At 72.0% G+C, this 12,632-nt stretch carries 10 protein-coding genes; 8 read left to right on the top strand and 2 right to left on the bottom strand.

Annotation, left to right across the window (positions count from 1 at the left end; genetic code table 11):
* Positions 1-567 precede the first annotated feature (567 nt).
* From ABZX40_RS24250 to htpX, 6 genes are all read left to right on the top strand, one after another.
* Positions 568-1,422: an NADH-quinone oxidoreductase subunit J gene (locus ABZX40_RS24250; RefSeq protein WP_355741518.1), complete on the top strand. Its 855-nt coding sequence runs from the start codon at positions 568-570 to the stop codon at positions 1,420-1,422.
* On the top strand, positions 1,422-1,880 hold the full coding sequence (nuoK, locus tag ABZX40_RS24245) for an NADH-quinone oxidoreductase subunit NuoK (RefSeq protein ID WP_355741520.1): 459 nt from the start codon (positions 1,422-1,424) through the stop codon (positions 1,878-1,880). The genes ABZX40_RS24250 and nuoK overlap by 1 nt, the downstream gene beginning before the upstream one ends.
* Positions 1,877-3,871 (top strand): NADH-quinone oxidoreductase subunit L, encoded by a 1,995-nt coding sequence (locus ABZX40_RS24240; protein ID WP_355741522.1) that lies wholly within the window; start codon positions 1,877-1,879, stop codon positions 3,869-3,871. Before nuoK ends, ABZX40_RS24240 begins: the two co-directional genes overlap by 4 nt.
* A gap of 6 nt (positions 3,872-3,877) precedes the next feature.
* The gene (locus tag ABZX40_RS24235; protein ID WP_355741524.1) at positions 3,878-5,452 is read left to right on the top strand and encodes an NADH-quinone oxidoreductase subunit M; all 1,575 of its coding nucleotides are present in this window, start codon (positions 3,878-3,880) and stop codon (positions 5,450-5,452) included.
* Positions 5,449-6,975, top strand: coding sequence for an NADH-quinone oxidoreductase subunit N (locus tag ABZX40_RS24230; protein ID WP_355741526.1), 1,527 nt, complete (start codon positions 5,449-5,451; stop codon positions 6,973-6,975). The genes ABZX40_RS24235 and ABZX40_RS24230 overlap by 4 nt, the downstream gene beginning before the upstream one ends.
* 293 nt (positions 6,976-7,268) lie before the next feature.
* Positions 7,269-8,135, top strand: a complete 867-nt coding sequence (gene htpX / locus ABZX40_RS24225; RefSeq protein ID WP_355741528.1) for a zinc metalloprotease HtpX — start codon at positions 7,269-7,271, stop codon at positions 8,133-8,135.
* A gap of 12 nt (positions 8,136-8,147) precedes the next feature.
* Here the strand turns inward: htpX and ABZX40_RS24220 are convergent, their stop codons facing one another.
* Positions 8,148-8,549, bottom strand: coding sequence for a YccF domain-containing protein (locus ABZX40_RS24220; RefSeq protein ID WP_355741529.1), 402 nt, complete (start codon positions 8,547-8,549; stop codon positions 8,148-8,150).
* 1,498 nt (positions 8,550-10,047) lie between these two features.
* Here ABZX40_RS24220 and ABZX40_RS24215 point away from each other — a divergent pair.
* Complete coding sequence (locus ABZX40_RS24215) at positions 10,048-10,614, top strand: SMI1/KNR4 family protein (protein ID WP_355741530.1); 567 nt, start codon at positions 10,048-10,050, stop codon at positions 10,612-10,614.
* Positions 10,615-10,682: 68 nt separating this feature from the next.
* On the opposite strand, the gene ABZX40_RS24210 is transcribed toward ABZX40_RS24215, so the two are convergent.
* Positions 10,683-11,936, bottom strand: coding sequence for an APC family permease (locus ABZX40_RS24210; protein ID WP_355741531.1), 1,254 nt, complete (start codon positions 11,934-11,936; stop codon positions 10,683-10,685).
* Positions 11,937-12,203: 267 nt separating this feature from the next.
* On the opposite strand from ABZX40_RS24210, the gene ABZX40_RS24205 reads away from it, so the two are divergent.
* On the top strand, positions 12,204-12,470 hold the full coding sequence (locus ABZX40_RS24205) for a GlsB/YeaQ/YmgE family stress response membrane protein (RefSeq protein ID WP_355741532.1): 267 nt from the start codon (positions 12,204-12,206) through the stop codon (positions 12,468-12,470).
* Positions 12,471-12,632: the final 162 nt, after the last annotated feature.

Genomic DNA, 12,632 nt, shown 5'->3' with positions numbered 1-12,632 from the left:
CGCTCAGACCCCGGAGTCGTCCGCTCGGGGCACGGGTGCGGCGTCGGCCGCTCAGGCTCCGGCCTCCGCTACTCCGGCCCCGGGCTCTTCTGCTCAGACCCCGGAGTCGTCCGCTCGGGGCACGGGTGCGGCGTCGGCCGCTCAGGCTCCGGCCTCCGCTACTCCGGCCCCGGGCTCTCCTGCTCAGGCTGCGGATTCGCCCGCCCGAGGCACGGATGCGGCATCCGCCGCCCAGGCTCCGGCACCCGCCACACCCGCCCCGGACTCTCCCGCTCAGCCCCCGGATTCGCCCACCCAGGCCGCAGATTCGGAGTCCGCCACCCAAGCCCCGGCATCCGCCACCCCGGCCCCGGGCTCCCCCACCCCGGCCCCGGATACCCTCGCCCAGGCCCCGAATTCGCCCACCCCGGCACCAGCCCCAGCACCAGCCCCAGCCCCAGCACCAGCCCCAGCCCCGGCACCAGCCCCGGCCCCAGAACCGGAGTCTGCCCCCCAACCCCCGGATCCCCCCGCCGAGCCCGAACGCCCCACCCCGCCCCCGCCGGCCAACCCCGAGGGAGGCGACTCGTGAGCCTCGCCGCAGCCGCCGCCACGGCGACGCACACCGCCCTGACCACCATCGCCGCCGCCTCCACTCCCACCCTCACCCCCACCGCCGAAACCCGCGGCTTTCTCTCCCCGACCGGCGTCGAGATCGCCTTCCTCCTGGTCGGCCTGGTCACCCTCGGCGCCGCGATCATCACCGTCACCACCCGGCAACTCGTCCACGCCGCCCTCTGGCTGGTCGTCGCCCTCGGCGGGCTCGCCATCGAGTACCTCCTCCTCACGGCCGAGTTCATCGCCTGGGTCCAGGTCCTGATCTACGTCGGCTCCGTCGTCGTCCTCCTGCTCTTCGGCCTGATGCTCACCAAGGCCCCCATCGGCCGCAGCCCCGACGCCGACTCCGGCAACCGCTGGGTCGCCCTCGGCGTCGCCGTCGTCGCCGCGGTCTGTCTGGTCTGGGTGGTCGCCGACGCCTTCCGCGCCACCTGGATCGACCTGGAAGGCGCCGCCGCCGGCTCCACCCGCGTCACCGGCGAGAGCCTCTTCCAGAATTGGGTCCTCCCCTTCGAGGCCCTCTCAGTCCTCCTCCTCTCCGCCCTGGTCGGCGCGATCGTCCTGTCCCGCAAGGCCAAGCCCCAGACCCCCACGAACCCCACACCACCCCGGCGGCCGAGCACCGGCACCGCCCCCACGAGCCCAGCCCCCACCAACGGCACCACGAGCCCAACCCCCACCAACGGCACCACGAACCCCACACCCCCCACCGACCCCACAAGCCCCACCACCCCCGCCACCCCCGCCACCCACACATCCCCCGCCACCCCCACACCCCCCACCGCCCCCACCGACACCCCCGCCGGCCAGGAAGGCGCCCGCTGATGCATCTCGCCTATCCCGCCGTGCTGTCGGCCCTCCTGTTCTGCACCGGTCTGTACGGCGTCCTCGCCCGCCGCAACGCGATCCTCGTGCTGATGTCGGTCGAGCTGATGCTCAACGCGGTCAACCTCAACCTCGTCGCCTTCGACGTCTGGCTCAGCAAGGCCGCCGAGGAGACCCTGCACTCCGGCCAGGCCCTGACCCTGTTCGCCATCGCCATCGCCGCCGCCGAGATCGGGATCGGCCTGGCGATCGTCCTCGCCGTCTACCGCAACCGCGGCACCTCGGACATCGACCGGCTCCGCGACACCGCCGAGGGCCCCGGCGACGACCCTGACGACGGCCCCGAGGGCGACGGCCCCCCTGAGAGCGGCGGCCCAGGCGACGGCCACGGTGCCGCCGCCCTCCCCCCGACCGACCGGCCCGCCGGCGCCGCCGAGAAGGCCGAGGCCACCGCGTGACCACCACCACCCTCGCCGCCCTCGTCCCCCTCCTTCCCTTCCTGGGGGCCGCCGCCGGTCTCTCCGTCGGCAGATCGGGCCCCGGCTACGTCCGCCCGCTCGCGGTCCTGCCCACCCTCGCCTCCCTCGTCCTCACCGTGCTGGTCGCCGTGCGCCAGGGCGGCGACGCCCCGATCGCCGCGGCCACCGAACTGACCCCCACCGGCTCCGTCCCCATCGAACTCGCCCTCTACATCGACGGCTTCGCCGCCCTCGTCGCCGTACTGGTCGCGTTCATCGCCTGCTGTGTGCAGATCTACTCGATGGGCTATCTGCGCGACGACCCGCGCTACCCCTCGTACGCCGCCCTGGTCTCGCTGTTCACCTCCGCGATGCTGCTGGTGGTCTACTCCGGGGACCTGATGGTGCTGCTGGTCGGCTGGGAAGTGATGGGCATCTGCTCCTACTTCCTGGTCGGCCACTACTGGGAGACCCCCGAGGCCCGCGCCGCCTCCCTGAAGGCGTTCCTCGTCACCAAGCTCGGCGACGTCCCCTTCCTCATCGGTCTGTTCGCCCTGGCCACCGACGCCGGCTCGTTCGGCATCACCGAGATCCTGCGCACCGTCGCCGACGGCGGCCTGGACCACCCCACCCTGATCGCCCTCCTTCTCCTCGCCGGCGTCGCGGGCAAGTCGGCCCAGTTCCCGCTGCACACCTGGCTCCCGGACGCGATGGCGGGCCCCACACCCGTCTCCGCGCTGATCCACGCCGCGACGATGGTCGCCGCCGGTGTCTACTTCGTCGCCCGGCTCCTGCCCGTCTTCCAGGCGTCCGCCGCCGCCATGGTGGTGCTCGCCGTGATGGCCGCGATCACCATGGCCGGTTCCGGCCTCGCCGCCCTCGCCCAGGACGACATCAAACGCGTCCTCGCCTACTCGACCATCGGCCAGCTCGGCTATATGACCGGCGCCCTCGCCGTCGGCGACCGCGGTGCCGCCGTCTTCCACCTCCTGTCCCACGGCGCCTTCAAGGCGCTGCTGTTCCTCGCCGCCGGGGTGATCATCCACGCCGCCGGCACCAACTCACTGGCCGCCATGTCCCGCATGCGCGATCTGCGCGACCGCGTCCCCGACGCCTACTGGACGATGACCGTGGCCCTGCTCGCGCTCGCCGCGATCCCGCCGTTCAGCGGCTTCTTCTCCAAGGAGTCCGTCCTCGGCGCCGCCGAACACGTCACCACCGGCCACGGCGAGAACGTCCCCGGCGCCGCGGGCTGGATCGTCCTCGTCGCCGGACTCGTCACCGCCGTCCTCACCGCCGCCTACGCGACCCGCCTGTGGCTGCTCGCCTTCCGCGGCCGGGGCGAGGAGGCCCCCGACCACGGCCGCCAGCCGCTCGCCATGACCCTGGTGCTCTGGGTCCTCGCCGCTCCCTCCCTCGCCTTCGGCGGGTTCGCCTACCGCGGACTCCAGGGCTGGTTCGACGGCGGCGACCTCGGACCGACCCTGCTGACCTCGGTCCTGGGCACCGGCGCCGCCCTCACCGGCGGCATCGTCACCTACGCGGCCTGGCGCCACACCCGGGCCCGCGCGCGGAGCGCCCCGCTGGGTGCCGTCGCCGCCCATCCGGAGGCGGACGCCGGGCTGGTGGAGGCCGAGGCCATCGCCACCCACACCCCTGCCTACGGGGACATCGCCGACGCCCCCGACCCGGCCGACCCCGGACGGCTGCTGCTGGGCCCGCTGCACCGGCCCGCCGCCGCGGGCTTCCACCTCGACGCCCTGTACGCGGCGCTGTTCGTCCGCCCGGTCCAGGCGGCGGCCGGACTCGTCCGGTTCCTCGACCGCGAGGTCGTCGACACCTATGTCCAGGGAGCCGGGGCGCTACCGCGCTGGCTGGGGGCCGCCGTGCGCCGCGCCCAGACCGGCAATGTGCAGACCTATGTGAGCGCGCTGCTCGCCGGCACCGTCGTTCTCGCGGTCGCCGCCGTCCTCGTCGCCACGGGAGCGTGAGCAGGCGTGATCGATATCAACGAGTCCGTGATGCAGTTCCTTCTGGCGTTCGTCGTCGTCGGCCCGCTCCTCGGCGCCGCCGCCGCTCTGCTGCCGGCCCCGCCCGGACTGAAGGGAAAGTCGCCCGAGCAGGCCGTGCTCCGCCACGGGGTGACCGTGACCGGCGCCGTCCTCGCCGCCACCGTCGTCCTGGCGCTGGGCTTCGACCACGACCAGCCGTCGAAGATGCAGGCCAACACGGACATCAGCTGGATCCCCGCACTCGATGTGCGGATCCACCTCGGCATCGACGGCATTTCCCTCCCCCTTCTGGTCATGACCGCGCTGCTGACCTTCCTCTGCGCGCTCTACTCCTACTTCAAGATGCCCGCGGGCCCGACCCCGAAGGCGTTCGTCGCCCTGCTGCTCGTCCTGGAGGGCGGCACCCTCGCCACCTTCGCCGTCCTCGATCTGCTGCTGTTCTTCCTCGCCTTCGAGATGGTCCTGATCCCGATGTACTTCCTCATCGCCCGCTGGGGCGGCGAGGGCCGGGCCGCGGCGGCCTGGAAATTCATCCTCTACACCCTGCTCGGCTCCGTGGTCATGCTGCTCGGCCTGCTGCTGATCGGAATCACGGCGGGCACATTCGACATAGTCGCACTCGCCACTGACAACGGCCGGTCGCTGACCACATCCGTGCAGGTCATCGCCGTTTTGGCGATCGGTCTCGGGCTCGCCGTGAAGACCCCGATGTGGCCGCTGCACAGCTGGCTGCCGGACGCCCACACCGCCGCCCCGACCGTCGGCTCGGTCCTGCTGGCCGGCGTCCTCCTCAAGATGGGTACGTACGGGTTCGTCCGGATTCTTCTTCCGGTCGCGCCCGAGGGGATGCGGACCTTCGCGCCCTACCTCGCCGCCTTCGCCGTCGTCGGGATCATCTACGGCTCGCTGGCCTGTCTCGCCCTCGCCAAACAGGGCGCCAAGGGCGATCTGAAGCGCCTGATCGCCTACTCCTCCGTCGGCCACATGGGCTTCGTCCTGCTCGGCATCGCCACGATGACCCCGACCGGCGTGAACGGCGCCCTCTTCGCCAACATCGCCCACGGCCTCATCACCGGCCTGCTGTTCTTCCTGGTCGGAGCCTTGAAGGACCGCACCGGCACCACCGACCTCGACGCCCTCGCCGAGCAGACCGGCGCCGCCCTGTACGGCAGGGCCCCGCGCTTCGGCGGACTGCTCGCCTTCGCCGCCGTCGCCTCGCTCGGCCTGCCCGGTCTCGCCGGGTTCTGGGGCGAGATGCTCGCCCTGTTCGGCGCGTTCGACCCGGCCGAGGGACTCAGCCGCCCCGCCTTCCTCACCTTCATGTCCATCGGCGCCTTCGGCACCCTGCTGACGGCCGCCTACCTGCTGATCGTCGTCCGCCGCATCTGCATGGGCACGGTCCCGCAGGACGCCCCCCGCCTCGCCGACGTACAGACGTACGAGTACGCGGCCTGGGCCCCGCTCGTCGCCCTCACCGTCGTCGCCGGACTCTGGCCGAAAACCCTCCTCGGCCTCACCGACCCGGCCGTGCAGCAGCTCCTCGCAGGAGGCAACCGATGAGCGCCCTCGCCCAGCCTGCCGCCGCCGCGTCCCTGGTCCAGTCCGTCGACTGGCTCGCCATCGCGCCGCCCACCATCGCCGCGGTGGTCGGTCTCGCCGTCCTGGTCGCCGACCTCTTCGTCGGAGAGCACCGCAAAGCGGTCCTCGGCTGGCTCTCCCTCGCGGGCCTCGCCGCCGCCACCCTGATGCTGCTGCCCCTCCTGGACGGCGACCGCAGCACGTTCTGCCTCACCGGCGACCCGGACGTGTGCAGCTACACCGCCGACCGATTCACCCTCGTCGTCCAGCTCCTGGTCCTCGGCGGCGCCCTGCTCACCGCGCTCCTGTCGGTCACCACCCTCAAGGACTCCCGCAAGGCACTGCCCGACGGCGAGTACTGGTTCCTGCTCCTGTGCTCCGCCGCCGGTGCCGCCCTGCTCCCCGCCTCCCGCGACCTGGCCACCCTGATCGTCGCCCTGGAGGTCGCCTCCCTGCCCGCCTTCGCCCTGGTCGGCCTCAAGTACGGCGACCGGAGGTCCTCCGAGGCGGCCCTGAAGTTCTTCCTCTCCTCGGTCACTGCCACCGCGGTCACCCTCCTGGGCGTCAGCTTCCTGTACGCCTCCACGGGCACCCTGTACCTCACCGAGATCGCCACCCGCGTCCAGGACGTCGACGGCCAGCTCGCCACCCTCACCCAGACCGGCGTGGTCCTCACCCTCATCGGCTTCGCCTTCAAGACCGCGGCGGTCCCGTTCCACTTCTGGGTCCCCGACACCTACACAGGGGCCCCGCTCCCCATCGCCGCCTACCTCTCCGTCGTCGGCAAGGCGGTCGGCTTCTCCGGCCTGATCCTCGTCACCGTCATCGCCCTCCCGTCGTACGCCGACCTCTGGGGCCCCGCCCTGGCCGTGCTCGCCGCCCTCACCATGACCGCTGGCAACGTAGGCGCCCTGCGGCAGCGCCCCACGCGCGCGTACAGCGCCGTACGCCTGCTCGCCTGGTCCTCCGTGGGCCAGGCCGGCTACCTCCTCGTCCCGATCGCCGCCGCCGCGTACTCCGACGACCCCCGCCGCTCCATCGGCTCCACCCTCGCCTACGCCCTGATGTACGCCGCCGTGAACCTCGGCGCGTTCGCGGTGGCCGCCCTGGTGGCCCGTACGAAGCCCCGCAACCGGGTCGCCGACTACCGGGGCCTGTACGCCACAAGCCCGCTCACCGCGCTCCTGATGGCGTTCTTCCTGCTCTGCCTCGCCGGACTGCCGCCGGGCATCATCGGCCTCTTCGCCAAGGTCACCGTGTTCGGCGCGGCCGTGGACGCGGGCCTCGGCTGGCTCGCCGTCGTCATGGCCGCCAACGTCGTGATCGCCCTGTACTACTACCTCCAGTGGACGGCGCTGCTCTTCCGCGCCCCCGAGGGCACCCCCGCCGCCCTGCGGGCCCCCGCCCCCGTCACCGCCGCCATCGCCCTCACCGCCGTCATCGGCATCGCCCTGTCGGGAGCCCCCCAGCTCGTCCTGCGCTTCGCGGACACGACCCTCTTCTGACCCTCCCGGCCCCCCTCCAGCCCACTCCCGCCCCTCCCGAGCGGCCTCCGCCCACCGCGCCCCGCCCCCTGACGCGTCCTACGCCCCGTCACCCGGACGGCCCACCCGTGCCCCGGCGAACAAAAGGGAACTAGTGGCCTTCGCCTGGCGTTGACCAGAACGGGAGGGTCCACTGGACCGTGACAGGACGTGACACCACGGCCCCAGTGGCATCGCACACCAGACAGCGCGTACCAGACAGCGCAGACCAGACAGCAAAGGGTTCCCCTGCCGCACCACTTGGAGGGCGTACCGTGCACCGCCGGCACAACGGGCTCAGGACCGCAGTACTCCTCGGGGGACTGTCCGCACTCATCATCGTCATCGGCAGCTTCTTCGGCCGCACGGGCCTGATCGTGGCGGTCCTGATCGCGCTGGGGACGAACGCGTACGCGTACTGGAACAGCGACAAGCTGGCGCTGCGCGCGATGCGGGCCCGTCCGGTGAGCGAGTTCGAGGCCCCCGCCCTGTACCGCATGGTGCGTGAGCTGTCCACGCAGGCCCGCCAGCCCATGCCCCGCCTCTACATCTCGCCGACGGAGGCCCCCAACGCCTTCGCGACCGGCCGCAACCCGCGCAACGCGGCGGTGTGCTGCACGGAAGGCATCCTGCGCCTGCTGGACGAGCGCGAGCTGCGCGGGGTGATCGGCCATGAACTGAGCCATGTCTACAACCGGGACATCCTGATCTCCTCGGTGGCGGGTGCCCTGGCCTCCGTGATCATGTTCCTGGTCAACTTCGCCTGGCTCATCCCCATCGGCCGCTCCGATGACGACGACGGCCCCGGTCTGCTCGGCATGCTGCTGATCATGATCCTGGGCCCGCTCGCGGCCGGCCTCATCCAGCTGGCCATCAGCAGATCCCGGGAGTACGAGGCGGACGCCTCCGGCGCCCAGCTCACGGGCGACCCGCTCGCCCTGGCCAGCGCCCTGCGCAAGCTGGAGACGGGCACCAAGCAGCTTCCGCTGCCCCCCGAGCCCCGGATCGAGACGGCGAGCCACATGATGATCGCGAACCCGTTCCGCCCCGGTCAGGGCCTGTCCAAGATGTTCTCCACCCACCCGCCGATGGCCGAGCGCATCGCCCGACTGGAGCGGATGGCGGGCGGCCGGGAGCAGTGACCCGCGCGCGGGTCACCAGCCGGCGAACCGCCGGTCGGTCGAGACGACCTCCTGCCCCAGCGGCATCAGGGACAGCGGAATCATCTTGAGGTTGGCCCAGCCGAACGGAATCCCGATGATCGACAGGAACAGCGGGATGCTGGTGATGATGTGCCCGATGGCCAGCCACCACCCGGCGAAGATGATCCAGATGACATTGCCGATCAGCGAGCCCACTCCGGCCTCCGGCTTGACCACGGTCGTGCGGCCGAACGGCCAGAGCACATAACCGGCGATCCGCAGCGAGGCGATGCCGAACGGGATGGTGATGATCAGGATGAAACAGATGATCGCCGCCAGCGTGTAGGCCAGTGCGAGCCAGATACCGCTGAAGATCAACCACAGGATGTTGAGGACAAGGTTGATGATTTTCACAGTCACTGCCCCTTCGCGGATTCCGCCCCGGGCCCGGTCCTACCTGCAAGTATCCAGCGTGCCCCGCGGAGGGGAAAACGCAGCGGCCCCACCTGGGCAGCAGTGACGCCCGAGTCGCGATCGACGCCGACGGCAGAACCCGCGCAGCCACCCCCCCCGCCACCCCACCTCCACCGAAGTACGCCCTCCTCTCGCACGACCAGAAGGCCGAGTACGAGGGCGAACCGGGCTACGAGGAGCCCTGGGGCACCCGCATGGACGCCACCGGCCCCCTGGCCGACACGCCCGCCCCCACCCCCGCCCGGGATTCATACGAACGGCTGGGCAGCGCCCCGGACGGCGCCCTGCGCGAAGCGGCGGCCCGCGCGTACCGACGGCTCGGCCCCGCCCGATGCCCTGACCCTGGAGATCCTCGACCGCCACGGAAGAGCCGTGGGGGAGTGGTGGCCGGAGGACATCCGCGTCCTCACCGCCCGCCCCTGCGCCCGCGACCTCTCCCGGACCGACATCACCATCAAGGGCACCCCCGCCGAGGACAACCCCAACGCCTACCCCCAGTGCCCACCCCTCTCCCCGGGCCACCGCACTCCGTCCCCGCCGGTCGAGCTGTACGGCACCTGCCGCGACCTGGCCCGCACCCCCATGCCCCCGACCCCGACGACCCGGAGCAGCCCCCCGGTACACCTGCTGGGCTGTTCCCCACGAGGCGCCCTGCGCTCCGCCCCGCACGGAACGGCGAAGAAGCCGAACGCAAGGGCCGGGCTGGGCCAGGCGAAACTGCTGCGCATCGACACCTCCGGCCACCCGGTGCAGTCGGCGACCGAGGGCCGACCGCTCTCCTGGACGCCATCGACACTCGCCCCCGACCTGGTCGACCTCACTCTCGACCGGGCTCGGACCGTCCCCCCTCGTGGCCGAGCAGGTCTGGCGGCTCTGGGACGACGGCAGGCCCACCGCACCGGGCCGCTGGGCGGAGCGCGCCACCGAAGCCCGCCAATTCTGACTGGGGACGGCACTCGACAACCACGACCACAACCATGCGCGCCGCCACCCATACCGCCGCCCCGCCGACCCCACCTACCACGTCGAGGGCCGCCACATCACGGACGCCCCCGGCTTCGTCTGCGCCCTCAGCGGAGCCGTCAACGGCCCCGGCGACTACTTCGGCTAGTGCTGCGGCGCCCTCATCGACTGCCTCGGAGGAACCCGGGGCACGGCCCCGGGCTTCACCCTCGTCCGGCACCACTCCGCCACCGCCCGCACCTGCCTGGGCGTCACTCCCCACGCCCACCCCCACACCGCAACCTTCGAGGAACTCCTCGCCCTCCTCGCGCACAACGGAGCCGCGGTACACCCCACCTGACTCTCCGCCCCCCCGAGCCACCCCAGCCACACACCTCACCGCCAGGACCGGCTTCCCGGCGAGGAAAGATATCCACAACCTCACGGTTGTCCACAGGGCTCCCCGATTGTCAGTGGCACCCGGCACCATGAAGTCATGACCGCGAACGAGCAGTTGCTGAGCCAGGTGCGGATGAAGGCAGCCAACGACCACCCGTGGGGCCGTACTTCCCTCCCCGCCCCGGTGGACCGGGACACCCTGTCCCGGGCCGAGGCCGCTCTGGGCTTCCGCCTGCCCGAACTGCTCGCGGACCTGTACCTGCGGATAGCCGACGGCGGGTTCGGCCCGGAGTACGGCCTGCTGCCCCTGCTCGACAGCTCCCCGTCCGAGGAGTCGTCGGCGGTCGCCGAGTACCTCGCCCGGCGCGGCTGGAGCAGCGACGACCCCGACTGGCTCTGGCCCGAGGGCGTCCTGCCGATATCCCACTGGGGCTGCGGCATGTTCGCCTGCGTCGACTGTCTGGCCCCGCACGCCCCGGTCCTGCTCTACGAGCCGAACGCCGACGACGCCGAACACGCCTGGTACGTGGACGCCCCGGCCCTGGAGGACTGGCTGCGCGCCTGGATAGCGGGCACGGGCTGGTACGAGGAGACCAACGAGGGCATGGACCTGACCCCCTGGGAGTCCTTCCGCACCCGCACGACCCAGACCCCCACCCCGTAGCCGCCACCGCACCGCCCCACCGAACCACCGACCACCCACCCCACCCCACAGTCCCACCCCCGGCCGCCCTACCGAGGCACGGACCCCCACCGCTTCCGCACGCCGTACGCGACCACACCCACCACCAGCACCCCCGCACCCACCAGCACGGACACCACCGGCAGAGCGAACGCCAGCACCACACACCCGACGAGCCCCACCACCGGCACCAGCCGTGTCCTCGCCGACGGATCCAGCGTCCAGGCCGAGGCGTTGGCGACCGCGTAGTACACCAGCACACCGAAGGAGGAGAAACCGATGGCACCGCGCACATCCACCGTGGCCGCCAGCACCGCGACCACCGCGCCGACCGCCAGTTCCGCCCGGTGCGGCACCTGCAACCGGGGATGGACGGCGGCCAGCGCGCCGGGCAGATACCGGTCCCGGGCCATGGCCAGCGTGGTCCGGGAGACGCCCAGGATCAGCGCGAGCAGCGACCCCAGCGCGGCCACGGCGGCGCCGACCCGCACCACCGGCGCCAGCTCCGGCATCCCGGCCGCCCGTACGGCGTCCGCCAGGGGCGCGCTCGCCCGCCCGAGACCGTCCGGCCCCAGCACGGAGAGCACGGCCACCGCCACACAGGCGTAGACCGCCAGGGTGATGCCGAGGGCCAGGGGAATCGCCCGGGGAATGGTCCGCGCCGGATCACGCACCTCCTCGCCCAGGGTGGCGATCCGCGCGTACCCCGCGAACGCGAAGAACAGCAGCCCCGCCGCCTGGAGCACCCCGCCCACCCCACCCGACGCCCCGAAGCCCAGCCGCCCGGCGTCGGACGCGTCCGATCCCAGAGACACGACCACCACGAGAGCGAGGACAGCCAGCACGACCGCCACGATCACCCGGGTCAGCCATGCGGACTTCCGGACCCCGCCGTAGTTCACCGCGGTCAGCGCCACCACAGCCGCCACCGCCACCGCATGTGCCTGCCCCGGCCACACATACGCGCCCACGGTGAGCGCCATCGCCGCACAGGAGGCCGTCTTGCCGACCACGAACGCCCAGCCGGCGAGATACCCCCAGAAAGGACCGAGCCGTTCGCGACCGTACACATAGGTGCCGCCCGACCGCGGATACCGTGCGGCCAGCCGCGCCGATGAGGCGGCGTTGCAGTACGCGACCAGGGCGGCCAGCGCGAGCCCGAGGAGCAGACCCGACCCGGCCGCGCGGGCTGCGGGCGCCAGCGCGGCGAAGACCCCGGCACCGATCATCGAGCCGAGCCCGATGACAACGGCGTCCCCGACCCCGAGGGTGCGCCGCAACTCAGGACCGGCGGACTGTGTCATGCGCCGCACCCTACTGATCGCTGCAACCACCACACACCGGGCGGACGTCCTTCCCACCAACGCGACACGAACGCCCGACCACCACCCGCCGCACCCCACCACTCCCCCCCACGAACCCACCGACTCACCCACTCAGCCAACTCACCCACTCACGACGGCAAAACCACCACAGCGCGACGCACGGCCGGAGCACACCCGACACGAGACAAGACGAATGTCACAGAGCGGGGACTGCACAGGCGCCGTGCGGAAGGGCAGGTTCACGGCATGGGCATCATCAGCTGGATCATTCTGGGACTGTTGGCCGGAGCCATCGCCAAGTTCCTCCTGCCGGGCCGCGACCCCGGCGGCTTCATCGGCACGACCCTGATCGGAGTCGTGGGCGCGTTCCTCGGCGGCTGGATCTCCGCCCGGTTCCTGGACAACCCGATCTCCAAGGACTTCTACGACGGCGCCACCTGGCTCTCCGCGATAGGCGGCTCGCTGGTCCTGCTGATCATCTACCGCCTGCTGTTCGGCAACTCGCGCAGCTGACGCCAGGGGAAGGGCGGTGGGCGGTGGCAGCGAGGGCCAGACAGCGAGCACAGCTCAGGCCAAGCACACCAGCACACCAAGCACACCGAACACCGAGAACGAAAAAGGGGCAGGCGCCAAAGCACCTGCCCCCTCCCCGCACAACTCGCCACGAGTCCCGCC

The sequence above is a fragment of the Streptomyces sp. NPDC004610 genome (assembly GCF_040609715.1).
In the GTDB taxonomy this organism is placed as follows: domain Bacteria; phylum Actinomycetota; class Actinomycetes; order Streptomycetales; family Streptomycetaceae; genus Streptomyces.
The sequence above is the reverse complement of the archived record's forward strand: the minus strand, read 5'-3'. Positions and strand labels throughout refer to the sequence as shown.